Origin of the sequence: Tessaracoccus sp. (assembly GCF_016714275.1) — a bacterium.
Taxonomy (GTDB): domain Bacteria; phylum Actinomycetota; class Actinomycetes; order Propionibacteriales; family Propionibacteriaceae; genus Arachnia.
In genome coordinates, this window is sequence record NZ_JADJNP010000001.1 from 1,229,501 (window position 1) to 1,251,861 (window position 22,361).

The window sequence follows — 22,361 nt, forward strand, 5'->3', positions numbered from 1 at the left end:
GCACCTTAGGAGGGAGATGTTTGTTGGTAGACCAACAAACATCTCCCTCCTAAGGTGATTCACTCCGGTGGCCGAGCCCTTCACGAGGACGGACACCGCCGACATCGACGCACCCGCCCCATCCACCCCCTGTCGGTGAGCGCGACGGCGACCTGGCGCGCCGCCGTGCACGCCTGCCGAGCGACGGCGTTCCAGCCGTAGCGCAGGGTCACCGCATTCAGGCGTAGGACATGAGCGTTGTCGCGAAGCATGTCCTTCGACCAGTCGGAGTGGTCCCGCATCCCGTCGAGTTCGACGATGATGCCCCACTCGTCGTACATACAGTCCACGCGGCCTTCGACGGTGACCTCCTGTCGCCGCGGGACCGGAAGCCTGTGTGCACTCACGACGTCCCGCTGGAACAGCCACTCCAAGCCACTCTCGATCCCGGGGCCTGCGGCGACGCACAACTGCACCATGGCGCCTGAGTGCCGCACTCGACGCCGCTGAGCGAGGGCAGAGAGAACGCGGTCGGGGGTGGTGAGCCGCCTCGTCAGGGCGCGGGCGACGGCGTCAAGCGCGCCTGTCTCGTCGTTGTCGCGCGCCAGATCCAGCAGGCTGTCCTCGATCGCCAGACGTGGCGGCGTGCCTCGTCCAGACCGAAGCCCGCGGCGAAACCCGACATTCCAGCTCCCTACCTCGAACGGCCTACGTCTTTCTGGTGACCACACGACGACGTCGGCAGGCGGATCACGGAGGACCCCGCCGAAATAGGCGGCCGCATCGCCCCCGACGACGCCGTCGGGGCCTGCGATCAGGTGCCCCGCCCACGCCGCGGCCTCGAAGCTCGACACCCCGGCCAGGTACACGCCGGGTGCCAACCGCGTCCACGCCGCGACAACGCGTCGGCACACCTCGCGGCTCAGCCCGTCCTCAAGTAGCTGAGTGACGAGGACCACGCCATGCTGTTCCCGGAGCCGTCGCAACGTGGCCTCGGGGAGCGCTCGTTTCGGTCTCATCCCGCAACGTTGGCAGCGCTGCTACCCCAGGTCACAACACCCGCGAGGACGGACAACACCTAACGCCCTTCGGACAACAAGCTGTGAGTCAACTGTGAAGACCAAGGGCCCCGCAAGCCTGGGCCGCAGTGGCAACCGCCAGAATTGGCACGGGTGATCCACCACGAGGGTGCCTCACCAGTCGACCGCGGCTTAGGCGGGAGTTCCTTGTTGGTCTACCAACAAACCCCTCCCACCAAAGGAAGCGCTGATCTATAGGCCGACACGAGTGGCGACGCCCGAGCGCGTGCTGCTACGGTCCGGCATAAATGAGCGCACCAATACGACGCTCAGGGTGTGTGACGGCCGGGTGATGCCCGCCGCCATGGGGAGGGACATCTGAATGCCGACTCATCAACGTTCGAACAGCATTGGTACCGCGCGCGCACTCCGTCGCGCGGTCGTTCTGTGTCTTGCCATCGCACTGATGCTCGCCGGGCTTGTCGCCGGGCCGGCCAGTGCGGCGTCGAAGCTGAAGGCGACTCCGACGCCGACGATCTCGGGGACTGTGGCGGTTGGCAAGAAGCTGACGGTGAAGGCGGGGTCGTGGAAGCCGGCCCCGGTGGAGCTCAGCTATCAGTGGCTGCGGGATGGGAAGAGCATCAAGGGGGCGACGAAGAAGTCGTACACCCTGACCGCTAGCGACACGGGTAAGAAAATCACCGTCAAGGTGACCGGCTCGAAGAAGGGCTACGCGAAGGTCTCGAAGACCTCGAAGGCCACCGCCAAGGTGAAGACGGGCACGCTGTCGAAGTCTCCGGTGCCGAAGATCTCGGGCACGACTCAGGTGGGCAAGAAGCTCACCGCCAATCCAGGGACATGGAAGCCATCGGGAGTGAAGCTCGCCTACCAGTGGTTGCGCGGCGGGAAGAGCATCAAGGGCGCAACGAAGCCGTCCTACGTCCTGACGGCCAGCGACAAGGGCAAGACGATCTCCGTGAAGGTGATTGGGTCGAAGAAGGGGTACAAGAGCGTCGCCAAGACCTCCAAGCCCACAGCCAAGGTGGCCAAACCCGCTCCTACCGTCACGGGTGCGACGCCGAGCATCTCGGGTAGCACGAAAGTGGGGAGCAAGCTGACTGCCAAGCCGGGCACATGGAAGCCGTCGGGGGTCAAACTCAGCTACCAATGGTTGCGCGATGGGAAGAAGATCAAGGAGGCGACGACGTCGTCGTACACCCTGACGGCCAGCGACAAGGGCAAGAAGATCAGCGTCGCGGTGACGGGCTCGAAGAAGGGGTACACGAGCGTCACCTTGACCTCCAAACCCACCGATGCGATCGGTGTTCTGCCTGGGGCTTATGCCCTCGGTGCGAAAGAGACGTCCGTTCCGGTGAACGTTGCGGCGAGTGCCCGGGGCGCGGTGCTGGTTCGCGTGGTCGCGCATCCGACAGACAAAGACGCCACCGTCCTGCAAGGTGGTTCGCCCATCATGACTGTGACGAAGGGGACCTCGGCCTCCACCACCTTCATCGCCAAGGCCACCGACGGGAAGGTGGCGCTTTCCTCGACGGCTGCGATTCGCGTGGACGTCGAGCCCGTGGCAACCCTCCTCTCTACCCCGGCCGCGCCGGGCTCGGTGATCGTGCTCGATGCCCCCGAGCGACGGGCAGACACTCGTGATGACTTGGCGGGCGCGAAGCTCGGAACGACGCCGGTGACGGTCGGCCTCGTTGGGAAGGGCGGCGTGCCGACCATTGGCGTTCGGCAGGTGTTCGTCACGCTCACAGCCACGCTGGACAAGCCCGGCAAGGTCACGCTCGACGGCCAGTCGCTAGCCCTGCCCAAGGGGACGTCGACCGTCACGACCGTGATCACCCCATCCGATACCGGCGATGTCGCCGTTCGCACGGACGGAGCCGCCGGAGAACTGCTGCTGGATGTGCGCGCCTACGTGACCGAGACCGCCGGTCCCGATGGTCAGGTCAACCAGACCGGCAGCGTCCTTCCCGCCGTGAATCCCAAGGCTCAGTCCCTGAGCGCCACGACTGCCGGGGCAAAGCTCGCTGATGCGTCGTTCGCCGACTCCGCATCTCAGCTCGTACTGGTATCCGTAGCGCCGACGAGCGCTGGCCCCCGGTTCGACGGCGACGTATCCCTCTCGAAGGCGGGAGCGGTGGTCGACAAGACCGCCGGCGCGCTCCCGCAGCTGGTCGCCGCGAAGGGACGCGGCGGCGCGGTGAAGACCACTGTCGGCTCCGCCAGCGTGACTGCCTTCCCCGTCGCCTCGGTGCTCGGAGGACCAGACCTCGCCACCCAGGCCGCGCCTGCCCTGGCCATCACAGGCCCCGCCGAGAACGCGACCATCGACCTCGCCCAAGAGATGATCGAACTCACCGGCACCGTGGCCGGCCCGAACGCCATCGACCGGGTGGAGATCTACAACGGCGACGACTTCGTGGGCGTCGCTGAGCTGTCGATCCGTCCCAAGGGCCAGACCTGGCGTCTCCGCACGGCGGCCCCGAAGTCGGGCTCGACCACCTTCCGCGTCGTCGCGATCACCCGCCAGGACAAGACCGCCGAAGCAAGACGAACGGTGCGCGTCGAACTACCCGCCTCCACCGAAGTGGTCCTGAACGACCAGGCCGTCCTCCTGGACCAGGAACCCGTCAACATCACCAAGGTCACCGACGACGCAGTGGTGCTGGACAAGCGACCTGACCTGCAGCCGGGGCAGCCCATCGTCTCTGACGCCACACCAGAAGCCCCGAACGGGCTCCTGCGCAAGGTGTCCGCCATCGACCAGGTCGACGGCAAGTGGGTCGTCACGACCGAGCCGGCCGCGATCACCGACGTCGTTCTGCAGGCCGAGGTGGACGAGGTGGTCGATCTGGTCACCTCCGAGGCGATCCTCCAGCCGACCGACCCCGGGCAGGCGCCCGATGTGGAGTTCATCGACGAGGGCGTCGACGACGTCGTGATCACCACACCCGGCGCGGCCCGACGAGCGATCGGCCCGCAGGGACTCGACGTCTCCGCCGGCAACCAGATCGAAAGCAAGCTGGCGATCGTCTACTACCAGGACAAGAAGTCCGACACGGTGAAGGTCAAGGACCTGAGCCGCGCCAAGTCCTGGGAGAAAGGAGGCTCAGTCGAGAGCAAGGTGCAACTGGAAGCCAAGGCCAAGCTGAGCCTCAAGCTCCACCTCAAGGTCGATATCAACCTCGAATGGGAGTGGGGGATCCCGAAGGTCGTCACCAGGGAGTTCAGCGTCTACACCACAACGTCCATCGAGTCGAGCGTGACGCTCGAGGCAAGCGTGAAGTGGGCGCTGACCAAGAAGTATGAACGACAGCTCGCCAAGCTTCCGTTGGGGACGCATACCTTCGCCATCGGGTTCGTTCCGATCGTGATCAAGGTCGAAGGAACCTTCTCGATCACCTCTGAGGTGAGCTTGGAGATGAAGGCCTCGGTCTCGTTCGAGCAGTCGTGGGAGGCCAAGAACGGCTTCACCTACTCAACCAAGAACGGCTACAAACCGATCGATGAGTCGAAGCGGACTGGTTCAGGCCCGGAGATGGAGCCAGAACTCGCGCTGAGTGCGTCCGCGAAACTGATGGGCGAGGCCGGCCCCAAGCTTCGAATCTCGTTCATGCTCTACGAGGCCGCCGGTCCCTATCTTGAGGCCGGAGTGTCAGCAGGGTTCTCCGCTGAGGTCAAGGGAAAAACCACGACGGGTGGGAAGACAAGTATCGAGTTCGAGGGGCAGCTGTACGTCAAAGCCAAGGGCGCCATCGGGGTGATCCTCAAGATCCCCGTGATCGACTTCACCGTCGTCGACTCGCAGTTCCCGATCGAAGGCAAGTGGAACCTCAAAATCGGCATCAAGTTCTCCGCGCCGGTGGCAGACGATGGCGCGGGGCCCGGGCCAATCGACCCTACCGATCCGGGCGGGGGCGGCGACAACTCTCACACGAAGGTTGTTCAGATTGCTAGTACCGCCGCCAATACGTGTGCTTTGTTGTCGAGCGGGACAGTCAAATGCTGGGGACAGAACGGCCAGGGGAATCTCGGTGATGGCACCTCGGAAAGCCGGTCGACACCGGTCGCAGTTTCAGGGTTGTCCGGGGCCACCACCCTCACCACCGGCTTTTCTCATACGTGTGCTTTGTTGTCGGACGGCACGGTCAAGTGCTGGGGTGGGAACTCGTCCGGACAACTCGGTGACGGCACCACCCACGACCGATCGACACCGGTCGCAGTTTCAGGGTTGTCCCGCGCCACCGCCCTCATCGCCGCCGGTGAGCATAGCTGTGCTCTGTTGTCGGACGGCACGGTCAAATGCTGGGGTGGGAACTCGTCCGGACAACTCGGTGACGGCACCACGCAGGATCGGCCCACGCCGGTAACAGTTTCAGGGTTGTCCGGCGCCACCACGCTCACCACTAGTAACGGCCATACGTGCGCGCTGTTGCCGGGCGGCACGGTCAAATGCTGGGGCTACAACGGTGAAGGGCAACTTGGTGACGGCACCACACAGGACGGCACCACACAGGAGCACCGGTCGACACCGGTGACGGTCTCCGGGTTGTCCGGCGCCACCGCCCTCACCGTCGTAGATGGTCATTCGTGCGCGTTGTTGTCGGGTGGGACGGTCAAATGCTGGGGCACTAACTGGTCCGGCCAGCTCGGTGACGGCACCACCCAGGATAGGTCGACACCAGTCTCAGTCTCCGAGTTGTCCGGCGCCACCGCCCTCACCACTGGTAGCAGCCATACGTGCGCGTTGTTGTCGAGCGGGACAGTCAAGTGCTGGGGCTACAACGGCTGGGGGCGCCTCGGTGATGGCACCACCCAGGATAGGTCGACACCAGTATCAGTCTCCGAGTTGTCAGGCGTCACTGCCCTCACAGCCGCCGATGAGCGTACCTGTGCGTTATTGTCGGCCGGGACGGTCAACTGCTGGGGCTACAACGGCTGGGGGCTCGGCGACGGATCTACAGAGCCCCGGTCGACGCCGGTGACGGTCTCCGGGTTGTCCGGCGCTACCGCCCTCACGTTCGGCCAAGTCCATACGTGTGCGTTGTTGTCGGACGGGACGGTCAAATGCTGGGGCTTCAATCGCTTCGGCGAGCTCGGTGACGGCACCACCGAGAACCGGTCGACGCCGGTGACGGTCGTCGGGCTCGGGTAGGTCTCGGACCCTTAGGCGGGAGCCTTTAGTTGGTAGACCAACTAAAGGCTCCCGCCTAACGCTCGCGCACTGTCGTGGGGCTTACTCAACCGGCGTGGGCACCGTAGAAGCGGCCGAGGAACTCGTCCCTGAAGGCGTAGAAGTCGCCGGACTTCAGGGCGGCGCGGATGTTGTCGACCAGGCGAACGGTGAAGCGCTCGTTGTGGATGGTCGCGAGCGTGGCCGACAGCATCTCCTTCGCCTTGAACAGGTGATGCAGGTACGCCCGCGTGTAGTGCGTGCAGGTGTAGCAGTCGCAGCCGTCCTCCAGCGGGATGAACGATCGGCGATGCCGCGCGGTGTTGACGTTGTACCGGCCGTCGGCGGTGTAGATGGCCGCGTTGCGGGCCACCCGTGAGGGGTTGACGCAGTCGAACGTGTCCGCGCCCATCTCGACGGCGGCGAACAGGTCGTCGGGCTCCGAGATGCCCAGCAGGTGGCGCGGTTTGTCGTCGGGCAGCTCGTCGACCATCCAGCCGACGATCGTGCCCAGGTTCGCCTTCTCCAGCGCGCCGCCGAGGCCGAAGCCGTCGAACGAGCGCCCGTCGACCTCGAGCTCGGCGAGGTCGCGGGCCGCCTTGCGGCGCAGGTCCTCGTACTGCGCGCCCTGGATCACGCCGAACAGCGCCTGATACGGCTTGTGGGCGCGCTCCTGGGTGAGGCGCTCGTGCTCCGCCAGGCAGCGGACGGCCCAGCGGTGGGTCCGCTCGACGGACGACTCCTGGTAGGCGCGCGTGTTCATCAGCGTGGTGAGCTCGTCGAACGCGAACATGATGTCGGCACCCAGCTGGTGCTGGATCCCCATCGACACCTCCGGCGTGAACCGGTGGAAGGCGCCGTCGAGGTGCGACTTGAACACCACCCCGTCCTCGTCGACCGTCGCGCGGCGGGTCTTGCCCTCCGCGATCACGTCGTCGTTCTGTAGGCCCGTGGTGTCCATCGCGAGGACCTTCTTGAACCCGGCACCCAGGCTCATCACCTGGAAGCCGCCGGAGTCCGTGAACGTTGGGCCTGGCCAGTTCATGAACCGGCCGAGCCCGCCCGCCTCGTCGATCAGGTCGGAGCCAGGCTGCAAGTACAGGTGGTAGGCGTTGGCAAGGACGGCCTGCGCGCCGAGCTCGGCGACGGTCTCCGGCAGCACCGACTTGACCGTCGCCTTCGTGCCGACGACGACGAACGCCGGGGTCTCGACGTCGCCGTGCGGCGTGTGGATCACGCCCGCCCGGCCGCGCGCGCCGTCCAGGCGGTGGGTGACGTCGAAGCTCACGCTGCGGATCCCGTCGTCGTGAGATGTGCGCGCCGCGCGATCACGTCAAGCTGGCCGAGCGCGACACCCGCGGCCGACGACGTCCGCAGCACCCCGTCGGAGATCAGCACGGGCGCCGCACCCGCGGCCACGAAGCGGGCCAGCTCGTCGTCGGAGATGCCGCCCTCTGGTCCGACGACGATCACCCCCGTCCCCGCGGCGGGGAGGGAGACGTCGGCGATGTGGGTCTCGGCAGACTCGTGCAGCACTAGCGCGACATCGGCGGCGGCGATCGCGGCCTCGACGGCTGCGGTGCTCGCCTGCTCGACCTCCGGGGTCCACAGCCGCCGCGACTGCTTGGCCGCCTCGCGGGCCGTGAGCCGCCAACGCTCGAGCGACTTCGCCGCGCGGTCACCCTGCCAGCGCACGATCGAGCGCGACGCCTGCCACGCCAGCACGCGCCGCGCGCCGACCTCCGTGGCCAACTGCACCGCGAGCTCGCTGCGGTCGCCCTTGGCCAGAGCCTGGGCGACGGTCCACGTCAGCGCTGGACCGGGATCCGCGCGCACTGAGGAGACCTCTACGACGAACGACCGCTTCGACGCCTCCACAACGAGGCCCGCCAGGCCGACGCCGCGGCCGTTGGACAGCAGCACCGACTCCCCCGCGGCCAGCCGCTTCACGGCCGCGTGGTGCGCTTCCTCGCCGTCGACGACGACCCGCGCACCGGGCGCGACATCCTCGTCGAAGTCGGCGAGGAACAGCGGATCCGTCACGAGAACCACTCGGAGAGCTTGCCGAACACGCCCTTGTGGCCCTTGGCCGCGACGGCCGCGGGGCGGGCCTCGTCGCGCGCATCAGCCAGTTGGCGCAGCAGCTCGCGCTGATGATCGTCGAGCTTGGTCGGCGTCTGCACGAGCAGCGTGACGCCGAGGTCGCCCCGGCCGCCGCCGCGGAGGCGGGGCACGCCGCGGCCCTTGATCGAGATCCGGGTCCCCGACTGCGTGCCCGCGGGTACCTCGACGGCGACCGTGCGGTCCGCGGGATCGGACTTCTCCCACTCGGCCTCGAGCGTGGCGACGTCGACCGTCGTGCCGAGCGCGGCGGCGGTCATCGGCAGCCTGACGACCATCTCGAGGTTGTCGCCGTCGCGGCGGAACGTGTCGTGCTCGGCGACCGTGAGCTCCACGTACAGGTCGCCGGCGGGGCCACCGCCCGGGCCGACCTCGCCCTGGCCCTCCAGGTGAATGCGGATGCCGGTCGAGACGCCCGCGGGGATCTTGACCTGCAGCGTGCGCGTGGTGCGGACGCGTCCCTCGCCGGAGCACTCGCCGCACGGGCGAGGAATGACCGTGCCGAAGCCGCGGCACGTCGGGCAGGCCTGGCTGGTGCGGATGTCGCCGAGGAAGCTGCGCTGGATCTGCGTAACCTCGCCGTTGCCGTCACACGTGCCGCAGGTGACGGGTTCGGAGCCGGGCTCACCGCCCTTGCCGGAACACTTCGGGCAGACGACGGCGGTCTGGACCTTCACCGGCTTGGTGACGCCGAAGACGGCCTCGCTGAGCGTCAGGCCGACGCGCACCAGCGCATCCTGGCCCTGCCGGACCCGGGAGCGCGGCCCACGGGTGCCCGCCTGGCCGAACATGGCGTCGACGAGATTCGAGAAGTCGAAGCCGCCAGCGAACCCGCCGCCGAAGCCGGAGAAGCCGGCGCCTCCAGGACCCATCGGGTCGCCGCCGCGGTCGAACACGGCGCGCTTATTCGGGTCGCTCAGCACCTCGTAGGCCTCGCTGAGTTCCTTGAACTTCTCGGCGGCCCCCGCATCGTCGGGGGCGACGTCGGGGTGCACCTTCATGGCGCGCCTGCGATAGGCCTTCTTGATGGCCTCGGGCGTGGCGTCGCGCTCGACGCCGAGGATGTCGTAGTAGTCCTTGCTCATATCTTCTTCGTCTTGTCAGTGTTCACGTGGAGCGCGTCCCTCACCCTTCGATGAGGAATCTGCTCACATATCTGGCCACGGCCCTGACGGCCGCGATGGTCGACGGATAGTCCATGCGGGTGGGTCCGACGACGCCGAGGCTCGAGCCGTAGTCGGCGCCGTATCCGGTGGCAACAACGCTGCTGCCCTGGAAGGGCTGCGCGACGTTCTCCTGCCCGATGCGCACCGTCACGTCCTCGCCTGCCGACTCCCCGAGGAGCCGCAGCAGGACGACCTGTTCCTCCAACGCCTCCAGCAGCGGGCGGAGGTTCGCCTCGAACACGCCGCCGGCCAGGTTCGGGACGCCGGCCACGACCACCTGTGAGGCGGGCTCGGTGGCGATCGCCTCGAGCACGGAGGCGAGGACGGGTCCGGCGAAGGGCCGGTCTTCGGGGGCGATGGACTCCAGCAGCCCGCCCAGGACGACGGCCGCCTCCCCGGCGGTGCGCCCGACGATCGCCTGGGCGATCCGCGCCCGCACGCCTTGCAGGCGGTCGTCGTCGAGGTTGGCGATCTCCAACATCGTCTGGTCGACCCGCCCCGTCGACTGCACGACGATCACGAGCAGGCGGTGCGTCGTGAGCGGCACGAGGTCGACGTGACGCACGACCGAGCGCTGCGCCACGGGGTACTGCACGATGGCCACCTGGCGCGTCAACTGCGCGAGCAGCCGCACCGTGCGCATCATCAGATCGTCGACGTCGGCCGTTCCGCTGAGGAACGCGGCGATCGCGGACCGCTCAGCCGACGACAGCGGCTTGATCTGGGCGAGCCTGTCCACGAACAGGCGATAGCCCTTGTCGGTGGGGATGCGGCCGGCGCTGGTGTGGGGCTGCGTGATGTAGCCCTCCTCCTCCAGCGCCGCCATGTCGTTGCGCACGGTGGCCGCGGAGACGTCGAGCCGGTGGCGTTCCACGAGGGCCTTCGAGCCGACAGGCTCGCGGCTGGCGACATAGTCAGTCACGATCGCGCGAAGCACTTCGAGCTTGCGGTCGTCGAGCATGTCGCCTCCTCTCCCAAGCTGGCACTCGCCGATGTCGAGTGCCAGCATACAGCGCGCCTAGGATACGGCTATGTCAGTGACCTGGACCCCCGTGGCCGACCGCGTGTTCGTCGCGACGATGGAACCCCACCGCGTGAACGTCGGCCTTATCGTCGGCGACGACGGCGCCATGCTCGTCGACACCGGCAACACCGAGACCCAAGGCGCAGAGCTCCGCGCGTCCGCCGAGGAGCTGGCCGGGGTGCGCGTCACGCACGTCGTGCTGACCCACGATCACCACGACCATGTCGGCGGACTCGCCGGCGTCCGCGCCGCGGGCGACGTGACCGTGATCGCGCACGAGAACCTGACCAGCGTCGAGGTGACGCGGTCGCTCGTCGTCGCCGTCTCGCTCGATCTCGGCTCCCAGCGCGTGGAGATCATCAACTTCGGCGCGGCTCACACCGACTCCGACGTCGTGATCTTCGTGCCCAGCACCTCCACGGTGTTCGTCGGCGACCTGCTCGAACAGGGCACCGACCCGCAGTTCGACGAGAAGACCGCGCTCGGCAACTGGGCGACCTTCCTCGACGGCATCCTCGGGGCAACCACCGCCTCGACGATCTTCGTTCCCGGCCACGGCACCACCGTCGACCGCGACTTCGCGTTCATCCAGCGCGCGGAACTCTCGATGCTCTACAGCCAGGCAGAGATGCTGGTCGAGCAGGGCGTGCAACTAGACGACGCAGCCGCGGCGGCCGAATGGCCGTTCGGCGAAGAGGCCATCGCGTCCGCGCTCCCCCTCGCCTACAAGGAGCTGGCGCTCAAGGGCATCACCCCCAAGCGCCAGCTCCCGATCTTCGGCGTCTAGCTACCTCAGGCCCTCCGTGAACTTCGCGACGACCGCGTTGTAGCGGAGCTCGTCGGCGAAGCGGCGGGTCGTGGTGTTCTCGTCGATGACGACGAGCTCGATGCCCGCCATGTCGGCGAAGTCCTCGAAGTAGTCGCGGGTAAGGGCCGTCGACATCGCCGTGTGGTGCGCGGCGCCGGCGGTGATCCAGCACTCTGCCGACGTCGACAGGTTCGGGCGTGGCTCCCAGACAGCGCGGGCGACGGGGAGGTTCGGCAGCGGCGCGTCCGGCTCCACGACATCGACGATATTGGCCGTCATGCGGAAGCGGTCGCGCAGGTCCGACAGCGCGACGACGATCGCCTGACCCGGATCGGTGTCGAACACCATGCGGACGGGGTCCTCGCGGTCGCCGATCCCCAGGGCGTGGATCTCGACCTTCGGCTTTACGGTTGTCAGCGAGGGGCAGATCTCGAGCATGTGCGCGCCGAGGATCTTCTGCTTGCCCGGGGTCAGCTCGTACGTGTAGTCCTCCATCAGCGACGCACCGCCGGGCAGGCCATAGCCCATCACCTTTGCGAGGCGGACGAGGACCGCGGTCTTCCAGTCGCCCTCCGCGCCGAAGCCGTAGCCGTCGGCCATCAGGCGCTGCACGGCGAGGCCAGGGAGCTGACGCAGCCCGCCGAGGTCCTCGAACGTGTCCGTGAAGGCCTTCGCGCCCACCTGCTCGAGGAAGGCGCGCATCGCGAGCTCTTCGCGCGCGGCGTAGCGCAGCGACTCGTGGCGGTCGCCGTCGGCGCGGAGCTCCGGCACGACGTCGTACAGCTCCTCGTAGATGGCGACGAGCGCGTCGACGGCCGACTCCTCGACCGCCTCGACCGCGGCGACCAGGTCGTTGACGCCCCAGGTGTTCACGCTGACGCCCAGCTTGTGTTCGGCCTCGGTCTTGTCGCCCTCGGTGACGGCGACATTGCGCATGTTGTCGCCGAAGCGGGTGAGCTTCAGCGCCCGGAGCTCGGTCCAGCCGGTCGCGGCGCGCGACCAGACGGCGATCTTGTGGCGCACGTCGTCATGCGTGGCGTGCCCAACGACGATCTTGCGCTGCCTGCCGAGGCGGCTGACGATGTAGCCGAACTCGCGGTCGCCGTGCGCAGCCTGGTTCAGGTTCATGAAGTCCATGTCGATGGTGTCCCACGGCAGGGCCTCGTTGGCCTGCGTGTGCAGGTGCAGCAGCGGCTTGGCGAGGGCGTCGATGCCCTGGATCCACATCTTGGCCGGGCTGAAGGTATGCATCCAGGTGATGACGCCGACGACGCTCTCGTCCGCGTTCGCCTCGACCATGGCGCGGTGGATGGCCACGCGGTCCTTGAGGATGGGACGCCACTCGATCTCCAGGGGGATCTCGGACGGGGCGTTCAGGTCGGCGACGACCTGCTTGCTCTGCTCCTCCACCTGGAGCAGCACCTCGGGACCGTAGAGGTCCTGCGAGCCCGTGAAGAACCAGACCTTGCGGCCGAGATACGGATTTTCCATTTTGTCCCTACTTCTGTCCATAGACGTTTTGATAGCGATCGAAGAGCGAGTCGATCTTCGACTGCTCGATGGGGATGACGGGGCCGAGCTGCTTCGCGATGTGCACCGTCCGGGCGACCTCCTCCACCATGACGGCGGCCTTGACGGCGTCGCGGCCGTCGGTCCCGATGGTGAACGGGCCATGGTTCTGCATGAGGACGGCGCGGCTGCGCGAGTCCTCCAGGGTGTCGACGATGCCGCGGCCGATCGAGTCGTCGCCGATGAGTGCGAACGGGCCGATCGGAATGGGGCCGCCGAACTCGTCGGCCATCATCGTCAGCACGCAGGGCACCTCCTCGCCGCGCGCCGCCCACGCGGTGGCGTAGGTCGAGTGGGTGTGCACCACGCCGCCGATGCGCTCCATATGCGTGTAGACGTAGGCGTGCGCCGCGGTGTCGCTGGACGGCTGCAGCTTGTCCGGCGTGCCGTCGACGATCTTGGCGCCGTCGAGCGTGCAGACCACCATCTGCTCGGGGCCGAGGTCGTCGTAGGAGACACCCGATGGCTTGATGACGAACAGGTCCTCGCCGACCTGGTCCGCGCAGCGGATCCGTTGCGAGACGTTGCCCGCGGTCCACACCACGAGTTCCCAGCGCGGCAGCTCCGCGTGCAGGTCCGAGACGACCTGGCGCACCCGGGCAACTTCCTGCTGCACGGCCTCGGGCAAGTCGGTGAGTATGAGAGTCATGGGTCCTCCGTGGGGTCGGCTTCGACGCGCTCACTCTAGCGGAAGTGAACGGTCACATCGACATCGGGACCGACTTCCTTACATCGTGGCAATCAGCGACCGGCGGACTCGCGCCAGACGAACTCCGACGGCAGCGTGCACGATGCCGCCTGCCCTCCGCCCATCACCTGGAACAGCAGATCGACGGCGGTAGACCCCACATCGGCGAACGGCTGACGGACCGTGGCGAGAGGCACCGCCTGGAAAGGGCCGACGTCGATGTCGTCGTAACCGACGACCGCGATGTCGCCGGGCACCGTGCGACCGATCTCCTGCAGGCGACGCATGGCGCCGATGGCCACCTGATCGTTGGCCGCGAAGATCGCGTCGAGATCCGGGGCCGCCGCCAGCAGCCGGTCCACACCGTCGTACCCGTCGCGCGGCGCCCATCCGGCCTCGACGAGCGGGCCACACGCCGCTCCCCCGGCTTCCCTCCAGCCCGCCACCCGCGACTGGGCCTCCATCCACGAGGCGGGTCCGGACAGGTGAGCGATCCGCCGACGGCCCGTCTCGCGCAGTGCTGCCGTCGCCTGGCGGGCGCCCGAGACGTGGTCGCTGTGGGCGCGCGCGAGCCCGCTCGGAATGTCGCCCTCGGTGACGACGCACGTCGGCAGCTCCTTCGCGAAGTCCAGCGCCAGGTCCATCATCGCCTCGGTCCATGCGACCACGATCACGCCGTCGACTCCCAGGTTCAACAGATGCTCGCGCGCCTCGGTCCGGGAAGCCTCCGAATCGTCGCGCACCGCCAGCGACGCCGACGCGTAGCCTCGCGCCCGCGCGCCCTCGTCGATCGCCACGGTCATCTGCGTAGGCCCATGGAGATCCCCATGGATGCCGACGGCGCCGATGGTCAGCGAGTCGCGGCGCACCAGCGAACGCGCGGCCTTGCTCGGCCGGTAGCCGAGCTCCTGGATCACCTTCTGGATGCGTTCGGCGGTGGCAGGACGCACCAGCGCCGGATCGTTGAGGACGCGAGAGACCGTCTGATAGGAGACTCCGGCGGCCGCCGCGACATCGCGGATCGACGGCCGCCTCGCTCCCGCCTCCGCCATGGTCAGCCGACCGGCCAGTGCTGTTGCGCGGCCAACCAACTGATGGTGTCGCCCGCGATCAGCAGGCCCTTTGACCTCGTCAGGGCCGTGTAGGCCATGCCGTCCAGCGTACGAGAAACGCCGCCGGTCTCGGCCAGCATCAAGCTGCCCGCGAGGTGATCCCAGGGGTGCGTGTTGGTGTAGATCGCGAAGTCGAACTCGCCCTCCAGCACGGCCGGGTAGTCGAACGCGCACGCGTAGTGGCTGCGCACGGCGGGGCTCAGGTACCCATCACCGTCATACCCGAGGAGCCGCTTCGTCGACGTACCGGGCAGCGGTTTCCTTGCCGGCGTGCGTCGAACGAGGGGAGCGCCGTTGACCCGGACGCCCGCACCGCGCTCGACGACGTAGCCGCGGCCGAACTGCGGCTGCCAGATCCAGCCACGGGTGGTGACGCCCGCGCGCGTCTCCGCGAGGATCACGCCATGTTCGTCATTGCCGCGCACGAAGTTGCCCGTGCCGTCGATCGGATCGATGACGAACGCGTGGTCGGCGTTGGGGAGCTGCCTCAAAAGGGTTTTGTCGTGGAAGGTGGCCTCCTCACCGACGATCAACGCGTCCGGAAACGCGCCGGCGAGGAGGTTCCCGAGGTAGACCTCTGCCTCACGGTCGGCGACGGTCACGAAGTCGCCCGGGCTCTTCTCGTCGATGTCCGCGCCGGCCAACTGCCGGAACCGTGGGGTGATGACCTCGGCGGCCGTCTCCTGCATCAGTCCGAGGATGCCTTCGGTGTCCATGGGAGCAAACATAGTGGTGGCCGGTCAGCCCAGGTGATCCTGCGTCACGAAGTCGATCAGGCGCTCGACCTTCGTGTTCAGCTGCGGCTCAAGGTCGCGCCAACTCGTGACGCGGTCCAGGAGCGCTTTCCAGCCGCGGGCGATGTCGGCCTGGTCGGCGTGCGGGAGCCCCAGCGCCCTCAGGGTCCCGAGCTTGAAGTCGACGTCGCGGGGAACCGATGGCCAGGCCTTCCGCGCGATCCGGGCCGGCTTGACCGCCTGCCAGATGTCGATGAACTCGTGACCCTCGATCAGCACGGTCTCGCGGTAGCCCGCCTGGTAGACCTGCCGCGCGATCCGCGACTCCTTCGAGCCCGGCACCAGATGGTCGACAAGCACGCCCAGCCGACGCCCCGGCTCGGGCGCGAAGTCGGCGACGATGGCGGGGAGATCGTCGATGCCGCCGAGGAACTCGACGACGACACCGACGTGGCGCAGGTCGTCGCCCCACACCTTCTCGATCAGCTCGGCGTCGTGGCGGCCCTCGACGTAGATGCGGCTCGGCAGCGCGACCTTCGCCTTTGCCGGCTCCTCCGAGACGCGCGAACCCGACGCGGTGTAGCGCGGCTTCACGGCCCCGCCGCGGAGCGGAGGACGGAGCGCGACCGGTTCGCCCTCGAGCAGGAAGCCCGAGCCGAGCGGGGCACCACGGCGCTTGCCCTTTCGGTCCTCGAGGAGGACGATGCCGTTCTCCCAGCCGACCACCGCCCCGCAGAAGTCGTCGAACTCGACCACGAGGTCGAGTTCGACGGGCACATCACGGGACTTCTTGAGGTGCGACTTCTGCCAGCCGGGGCTGAGCACGTCTTTTGCGTAGCGATCCACGGTCAAAGACCGTATCAGCGCAACTCCAGCCTCTTGTCGTACGACACCTTCGCCCAGAGGATCGCCGCCACGCCGACGGCGAACTGGAGCAGGAGGGCGAAGATCGGCAGGTAGGCGGCATCCTCAGCCTGCGTGAAGAATGCCATCGGCGCCCAGCTCAGCGACAGGTTGGGGAAGTCGGACAGCAAGAGCGACGGCGGCAGGAGGAGCCCCAGCACGCCGAGGACCTGGGTTGCCACGTAGTACAGCGCCCAGGCCAGGACGACGCCGCCCAGCCCCATCCTGTTGAACGCGGACTCACTGCCCACCGTCGCGGCGAAGAAGAAGCCCGCGAGCGAGACCAGCGGGTACAGCAGGAGCAGCACCGTCAGGGCCACCTTCCCGCCCAGCGGTAGAACTGCGAACAGGTCTCCCATACTCTGCAGAGCGTCGAGCATGAAGTTGGTCTCCATGCCCATCGGGCGCATCATCCCGATGCCAGCGAGCACCATGAGGCCGCTCGTCACGACGAAGCCGAGCGCGGTCACGAGATAGGCGTAGGCCAGCTTCACCCAGTAGATCGTGGCGCCGCGGGCGGGGATCGCCGCGGTGAAGTAGCCCGTCTTGGAGAACGTGGAGCGGTAGTAGTCGACCCCGAGCAGGAGCGGCAGCAGCATCGGGAACGCTGTCGCGACCACCATGCCCATGCCGCCGAGGATCCCGTTCAGTGGCGCCGGGAAGAGTGAACCCGCGAGCGCGCCCGCCGCGACGAACAGCGTGGCTCCCCCTACAAGAACGCCTAGCCAACGCCAGGTCCGCAGCCATTCGTACCGGATCAACGTGGCGACCATCGGTACACCTCCCTGAATAGTTCGTCAATGGATTTGCCGTGCTGCGCACGCAGGTCGTCGACCGCGCCGGCCAGCAGCACCTTCCCGAACCTCATGAAGGCGACGCCGTCGAGGATGGGTTCGAGATCGTGGATGAGATGGGTGGAGATAACGACGAGCGCGTCCGGCGACAGATCGCGGATGATCGCCTCGAGGATGACCTCGCGGGCGGCGGGGTCGACGCCCGAGATGGGCTCGTCGAGGAGGAACACCTTCGCATCGCGCGACATCGCCAGCGCGATCTGCACCTTCTCCCGCATGCCCTTCGACAGCGTCGACAGCCTCGCGGCGGGGTTCAAGCCGAAGAACTGGATCAGGTCGCGGGCCTTCGCCTCGTTGAAGTCGGCGAAGAAGTCGCGGTACTGGCGGACGCAGCCGTCGACGGTCGAGTTGTCGGCCAGGAAGCTCGCGTCCGGGAGGAACGAGACGATCGCCTTGCTCTCTGGCCCCGGGGCGTGACCGTGAATGCTGGCGCTCCCCTCATAGCGGGTCAATGCGCCCGCAAGGACCTTCAGTAGCGTCGTCTTGCCACAGCCGTTCTCGCCCAGCAGCCCGACGATCTGCCCCGGGGGCAGGCTCAGCGTCAGACCGTCGAGCGCGGGGAACGCGCCGTAGCGCTTGGTCAGCCCCGTGATGTCGATGGCACTCATGCATCCTCTCCTTCTGTTGCGCTCTGCCATTGCCGGCCGAGCAGGTCGCGGGCGGCGGTCAGGCTCATGCCCAGCCGCTGCGCCCGCCGCGCGTAGTCGGTGGCGGCTCCCGCCGCCAAGTCGCCGCGCGCCTCGTCGATGACCGCGGCGTCGTCGGTGACGAAACGCCCCGCGGTGCGCTCGGCGCGGGCAAGTCCCCTGCGTTCGAGCTCTGCGAGCGCGCGCTGCACCGTGTTCGGGTTGACGCGAAGCTCGACGGCCAGCTCCCGCACCGCGGGGATCTTTTCCCCTGACGACCATCGGCCGGTCACGATGCGGCGTACGAACTCGTCGACGAGCTGCAGCCAGATCGGTGCACTCGGATCGAACTGCATGTCACCCCCTGTATCGCTGTATTAGGTACTTAATACAGTAGGACAAGAGGGCGAAGCTGTCAAACCCGGGCAAGAGATCCCGCGGAACCTCTAGGGAGGTACTGATCTATGGGGTGCCGAGTGAGGACGTGCCAGGCGGGATGAGCTGGGCTCTCAATATCTGAGGGTGCTATTGGACATAACACCGAAGATATTGAGAGTTCAGATCGCCCGATCTGGTGCGCCGCAGCCGGTGGCCGATTGATCAGTGCTTCCCTAGGGTTCACCAATGGTGCTCTTCGTCTCTCACACCCACCTGTTTCGCGGTGCCCGGCTCCGCGGCGAGCCGGCCGACGTCGTCGCTCCCACCCCGGTGCAGGTCGTATTCTCCGACGGCGCGGAGGTCGATGCCCTCCTCGAGCCTTGGGAGGGCGACCGCTTCCTGCTCAGCGTCGCTCCCTACACCACGTCGGCGGGCACCGCCCTCGACGCGAAGACCTGGCTGCTCAAGCCAGATGCCGGCGACGAATGGGGGTATGCCGTCGCGGACCGCTTGGACACATAGCGAACGGTCAAGTCGCCGTCAGGGTGTCGCCGAGGAGACGCAGGGCCTCCTCAGCGACCAGTTCGGGTTCCGTCCCGGGGATCATGTGACTGGAGCGATGGGCCGCGACGAGCCGCGCACCAGGATGCGCGTCCACGGTCTGACGGTGCGCGCGCATGATGCGCTCATGCATCCGGCGGTTGAGGAAATTGTCTTCCCGTGCGGAGATCAGGCTCAACGGGACGGCGTCAAGGACCGGCGGTTCCGCCTTCAGCGCAAGAAGCCCTTCCGCGACGTGCCTGTTCTCCTCGACAGCTGCCCGGGCGGCGTCGACGGTGCTCGACGCGGCGAGCACGGCACGCAGGAGGTCGCCGGACAGACCAGGCAGTTGCGCCTTCAACGACGGCGCGAGCAAGCGGGCGCGCGCGAGAGGCACAAGGAGCGCATTCAGGAGGGCATTGGCCCCGCGAGCCCACCGCGACGCATACAGATCGGCGGCATGCTCGTCGCTCGGGTCGACGAGGACCAGCCCGCTCAGCTGACGACCGTCGGCGATGTGGCGCGCGGTGAACGTCCGCACGATCGGACCGCCCCAACTGTGACCCACGAGAACGAGGCGCCGGTGCGGGAACGCATCGACGACGGCTGACAGGTCGTCGGCGAGATGCGACAGGTCGCGGGTCTCACCCCTCGCGGGCGTGCTCGCGCCGAATCCGGCGCGCTCGTAGGCAACCACGCGCACGCGCTGCGCCAACAGCGCGTGAACCGGGCCCCAGTACAGGCCGCTGACGCCGAGCCCACCTTCGAGCACCACCAGATCCTCGCCGCTGCCCGCGACCATCGCTCGTAGTCGTCGCCCCTTCGGGGCGGCGACGAAGCGGTCGTCTCCGAGGAGACCACGTCCGATCAGCGGCTCGGTATGCATACTGCAGATCCTACAAATGACAGCTCAGCCTCGGCGATCATCGCTAAGTCCACGACCTACATGGAGTTTTGACGCACAAATCGGTCTGTAGTGCCGGATAGGGCACAGAAGGCCTACTCGTGCGCGAAAACTCCATGGCTGGTCAGTTCCGCTTTCGCAACAGGTCCTAGTCGAGGAGGTCGCGGACGACGCCGTCCGCCAGGAGCCGGCCCTCGCGGGTCAGGCGCAGGCGACCATCTGCCACGTCCGCGAGGCCCGAAGCGACGACGGCAAGGACACGTTCCCGCTCCGACGGGGTGAGCACGTCCACGGGGAGGCCGTCGGCGATGCGGAGTTCCAGCAGGACGCGCTCGACGCGGCGCTCATCGTCGGTCAGGATCTCCCGGGCAAGCGCCGGGGACTCGCCCGCGGCGAGCGCAGCGATGTAGCTGCGAGGATGCTTGCGGTTCCAGAATCGAACCCCGCCGACGTGCGAGTGCGCGCCCGGGCCGACGCCCCACCAGTCGCCGCCCCGCCAGTAGGCGAGGCTGTGCCGGCACTCCCCGCCGGGCAGCGACCAGTTGCTGACCTCGTAGTTCGCGAAGCCCAGCGCCGTCAGGGTCTCCTCAGCCAGCTCGTACTTGTCGGCCAGGTCGTCGTCGTCCGGCATCGCGATCTCGCCGCGCCGGACCTGGCGGGCAAGCCGCGTGCCGTCCTCGACGATCAGCGAGTAGGCGCTGACGTGGTCGACAGGCGTCGAAGTGACCGCATCGAGGCTCGCGCGCCAGTCGTCGAGCGATTCGGTCGGCGTGCCGTAGATCAAGTCGAGGCTGATGTGGTCGAAGCCCGCATCCTTGGCCCATCGCGCGGCGTCAAGGCCGCGGGTGGGGGTGTGGACCCGTTCGAGCACGCGCAACACGTGCGGCACCACCGACTGCAGCCCGAGTGAGAGCCGCGTGAAGCCGCCCTCCCGCAGCGTCGCGAGGTAGGCAGGGGTCAGCGTCTCCGGATTCGCCTCGGTCGTGACCTCGGCGTCCGGCGCGAGGTCAAACCTGTCCTGCATGGCCCCCAGCAACCCGGTCAGCGCCTCCGCGGGAAGCATCGTCGGCGTGCCTCCGCCGAAGAACACCGTCTCGACCCGACGGGAGCCGAGGAGGCGCGCCGCGAGGTCGAGCTCGGCGACAGCTGCTCCGAGGAAGCCGTCCTGGTCGACGTCGCCCAGCTCGCCCGGCGTGTAGGTGTTGAAGTCGCAGTAGCCGCACCGCACCCGACAGAAGGGCACATGCAGGTAGAGCGAGAGCAGAGCGTCCGGGTTCAGCGCCGACGACGGCAACGCGCCATCGGAGGGGGCCGGGTCGCCGGAAGGAAGCTTCGCCACGACGGTCAGCCTAGACGTCTCGTCGACGTCCCCAGGTCACTGCGAATTGCCGACGGCGAAATCAGCGAAACGGTGCTGCCCAGATGGCAAGAACTGTGCCAAGGTGTCACTCATGAACATCAACCGTCGTACCCTCCTGATCGCAGGCGGAAGCCTGTCCGCCACCGCCGTGCTCGCCGCGTGCGGGTCGAACACCGGCGGGCTGGGCTCCACCCCGTCGCCCACCGGCGGCACCTCCACACCCGCAGGCCCCAAGGTCGACCTGCAGCAGTGGTACCACGAGTACGGCGAGGCCGGCGTGCGTGAGGCCGTCGAGCGCTTCGCCGCTGAGTACGAGGCCGCGAACGTGACCGTGAAATGGGTCCCCGGCGAGTACGGCCAGATCCTCGCGGCGCAGCTCCTGACCGACGACGTCCCCGACGTCTTCGAGGTCGAGCAGGGCGGCAGCCTCGACATGATCCGCGCCGGCCAGCTGGCCGACCTCACCGACCTCATCGCGCCCTATCTCGCGGAGTTCAACCCCTCGGTCATGAAGCGGTTCACGTTCGAGGACAAGATCCACGGCATCCCGCAGACCATCGACATGCAGCTGCTGTACTACCGGCCCTCGCTGCTCGAGGCCGCGAACGTCGCCGTGCCCACGAACTTCGACGAGCTCGTCGCCGCTGCCAAGGCGGTCAAGACCGCCGATATCGGCGGCTTCTTCGCCGGCAACGACGGCGGCATCGGCGTGCTGGGCACCGTCTTCATCTGGGCGTCCGGCAACGAGCAGCTCACCGAGGACCGCAGCGCGGTGGCATTCCTGAACGACGACTTCTACAACGCCCTGACCTCCTACCGCGACTTCCTGAAGTCGGGCGCCGTCGTCGAGGCGGCCTCGGCCGAGTGGTACTCCGGTGACGCCTTCGCCAACGGCGAGGCCGCGTTCCAGTGGGGCGGGCTCTGGTCGCTGCCGGACATCAAGGCGGCGCACGGCGACGACGTCGGCGTGCTGGCGTTCCCCGCTATGGGCGCGAAGGGTCGCCCGGCCGTCCCGTTCGGCGCGTTCGGCTCCTGCGTCGCGGCGAAGGGCAAGAACGTCGACGCGGCCAAGGACTTCGTCAAGTGGCTGTGGATCGAGCAGGAGGACAAGCAGGTCGAGTTCTCCGATGCCTTCGGAACGCACATCCCGGCCAAGGTCGCGCTCGTGCCCAAGGCCACCAAGCTCGCCGACGGCCCCGGTGCCGACGCGGCGAAGTTCGTCTCTGAGAACGGCTTCGCCAACGACATCATGTGGTCGGGCGCGCTCGGTGCCGCGTACAACGCTGCCGTGAGCAACGTGATCAAGGACGGCAAGGACCCGAAGAAGGAGTTCGAGGCCGTCGCCAAGGTCGCCGAGACCGAGCTGGCGAAGCTCAAGGGCTGAG

The 22,361-nt window shown here is 67.7% G+C and carries 19 protein-coding genes; 4 read left to right on the top strand and 15 right to left on the bottom strand.

The genetic code is table 11. The annotated features are described in order from the left end of the window. Window positions 1-80: 80 nt before the first annotated feature. The gene (locus IPJ61_RS05740; RefSeq protein WP_297104017.1) at window positions 81-998 is read right to left on the bottom strand and encodes a hypothetical protein; all 918 of its coding nucleotides are present in this window, start codon (window positions 996-998) and stop codon (window positions 81-83) included. A 466-nt stretch (window positions 999-1,464) separates the two neighbouring features. Between IPJ61_RS05740 and IPJ61_RS05745 the strand changes: the two genes are divergently transcribed. Continuing rightward, a complete protein-coding gene (locus tag IPJ61_RS05745; RefSeq protein WP_297104019.1) occupies window positions 1,465-6,171 on the top strand; it encodes an RCC1 domain-containing protein in 4,707 nt (1,568 codons plus the stop codon). An 85-nt stretch (window positions 6,172-6,256) separates the two neighbouring features. Here IPJ61_RS05745 and tgt read toward each other — a convergent pair whose 3' ends face one another. Genes tgt through hrcA form a run of 4 tightly spaced genes read right to left on the bottom strand, consistent with a single transcriptional unit; the run spans window position 6,257 to window position 10,437 of the window. Next, window positions 6,257-7,477, bottom strand: a complete 1,221-nt coding sequence (gene tgt / locus IPJ61_RS05750) for a tRNA guanosine(34) transglycosylase Tgt (protein ID WP_297104021.1) — start codon at window positions 7,475-7,477, stop codon at window positions 6,257-6,259. Further along, on the bottom strand, window positions 7,474-8,241 hold the full coding sequence (locus IPJ61_RS05755) for a 16S rRNA (uracil(1498)-N(3))-methyltransferase (protein ID WP_366505285.1): 768 nt from the start codon (window positions 8,239-8,241) through the stop codon (window positions 7,474-7,476). The genes tgt and IPJ61_RS05755 overlap by 4 nt, the downstream gene beginning before the upstream one ends. Beyond that, a complete protein-coding gene (dnaJ, locus tag IPJ61_RS05760) occupies window positions 8,229-9,395 on the bottom strand; it encodes a molecular chaperone DnaJ (protein ID WP_297104023.1) in 1,167 nt (388 codons plus the stop codon). The genes IPJ61_RS05755 and dnaJ overlap by 13 nt, the downstream gene beginning before the upstream one ends. Before the next feature lie 40 nt (window positions 9,396-9,435). After that, the gene (hrcA, locus tag IPJ61_RS05765) at window positions 9,436-10,437 is read right to left on the bottom strand and encodes a heat-inducible transcriptional repressor HrcA (protein WP_297105564.1); all 1,002 of its coding nucleotides are present in this window, start codon (window positions 10,435-10,437) and stop codon (window positions 9,436-9,438) included. A gap of 70 nt (window positions 10,438-10,507) precedes the next feature. On the opposite strand from hrcA, the gene IPJ61_RS05770 reads away from it, so the two are divergent. Beyond that, entirely contained in the window at window positions 10,508-11,287 is a 780-nt protein-coding gene (locus IPJ61_RS05770) for an MBL fold metallo-hydrolase (RefSeq protein WP_297104025.1), read from the top strand. Here the strand turns inward: IPJ61_RS05770 and araA are convergent, their stop codons facing one another. The 8 genes from araA to IPJ61_RS05810 form a co-directional block, all read right to left on the bottom strand. Continuing rightward, window positions 11,288-12,799 carry an L-arabinose isomerase gene (gene araA, locus IPJ61_RS05775; RefSeq protein ID WP_297104027.1) on the bottom strand — a complete coding sequence of 504 codons (1,512 nt, stop codon included), beginning with the start codon at window positions 12,797-12,799 and terminating at the stop codon, window positions 11,288-11,290. Window positions 12,800-12,806: 7 nt separating this feature from the next. Beyond that, complete coding sequence (locus tag IPJ61_RS05780; protein ID WP_297104029.1) at window positions 12,807-13,526, bottom strand: L-ribulose-5-phosphate 4-epimerase; 720 nt, start codon at window positions 13,524-13,526, stop codon at window positions 12,807-12,809. 92 nt (window positions 13,527-13,618) lie between these two features. Continuing rightward, window positions 13,619-14,617 (bottom strand): LacI family DNA-binding transcriptional regulator, encoded by a 999-nt coding sequence (locus IPJ61_RS05785; RefSeq protein WP_297104031.1) that lies wholly within the window; start codon window positions 14,615-14,617, stop codon window positions 13,619-13,621. A 2-nt stretch (window positions 14,618-14,619) separates the two neighbouring features. Then, window positions 14,620-15,393: an inositol monophosphatase family protein gene (locus IPJ61_RS05790; protein WP_297104034.1), complete on the bottom strand. Its 774-nt coding sequence runs from the start codon at window positions 15,391-15,393 to the stop codon at window positions 14,620-14,622. A gap of 24 nt (window positions 15,394-15,417) precedes the next feature. After that, complete coding sequence (locus IPJ61_RS05795) at window positions 15,418-16,257, bottom strand: DUF3097 domain-containing protein (protein ID WP_297104036.1); 840 nt, start codon at window positions 16,255-16,257, stop codon at window positions 15,418-15,420. A gap of 14 nt (window positions 16,258-16,271) precedes the next feature. Further along, window positions 16,272-17,087 carry a hypothetical protein gene (locus tag IPJ61_RS05800; RefSeq protein WP_297104038.1) on the bottom strand — a complete coding sequence of 272 codons (816 nt, stop codon included), beginning with the start codon at window positions 17,085-17,087 and terminating at the stop codon, window positions 16,272-16,274. Further along, window positions 17,072-17,776, bottom strand: a complete 705-nt coding sequence (locus tag IPJ61_RS05805; RefSeq protein ID WP_297104040.1) for an ABC transporter ATP-binding protein — start codon at window positions 17,774-17,776, stop codon at window positions 17,072-17,074. The genes IPJ61_RS05800 and IPJ61_RS05805 overlap by 16 nt, the downstream gene beginning before the upstream one ends. Beyond that, a complete protein-coding gene (locus IPJ61_RS05810) occupies window positions 17,773-18,150 on the bottom strand; it encodes a GntR family transcriptional regulator (RefSeq protein WP_297104042.1) in 378 nt (125 codons plus the stop codon). Before IPJ61_RS05810 ends, IPJ61_RS05805 begins: the two co-directional genes overlap by 4 nt. Window positions 18,151-18,418: 268 nt before the next feature. Here IPJ61_RS05810 and IPJ61_RS05815 point away from each other — a divergent pair, with 268 nt between their 5' ends. Beyond that, window positions 18,419-18,694, top strand: a complete 276-nt coding sequence (locus tag IPJ61_RS05815; RefSeq protein ID WP_297104044.1) for a hypothetical protein — start codon at window positions 18,419-18,421, stop codon at window positions 18,692-18,694. Between the two features lie 7 nt (window positions 18,695-18,701). On the opposite strand, the gene IPJ61_RS05820 is transcribed toward IPJ61_RS05815, so the two are convergent. Further along, on the bottom strand, window positions 18,702-19,598 hold the full coding sequence (locus IPJ61_RS05820) for an alpha/beta fold hydrolase (RefSeq protein ID WP_297104046.1): 897 nt from the start codon (window positions 19,596-19,598) through the stop codon (window positions 18,702-18,704). A gap of 166 nt (window positions 19,599-19,764) precedes the next feature. After that, window positions 19,765-20,955: a radical SAM family heme chaperone HemW gene (hemW, locus tag IPJ61_RS05825; protein WP_297104048.1), complete on the bottom strand. Its 1,191-nt coding sequence runs from the start codon at window positions 20,953-20,955 to the stop codon at window positions 19,765-19,767. 112 nt (window positions 20,956-21,067) lie between these two features. Here hemW and IPJ61_RS05830 point away from each other — a divergent pair, with 112 nt between their 5' ends. Beyond that, window positions 21,068-22,360, top strand: coding sequence for an ABC transporter substrate-binding protein (locus IPJ61_RS05830; protein ID WP_297104050.1), 1,293 nt, complete (start codon window positions 21,068-21,070; stop codon window positions 22,358-22,360). Window position 22,361: the final 1 nt, after the last annotated feature.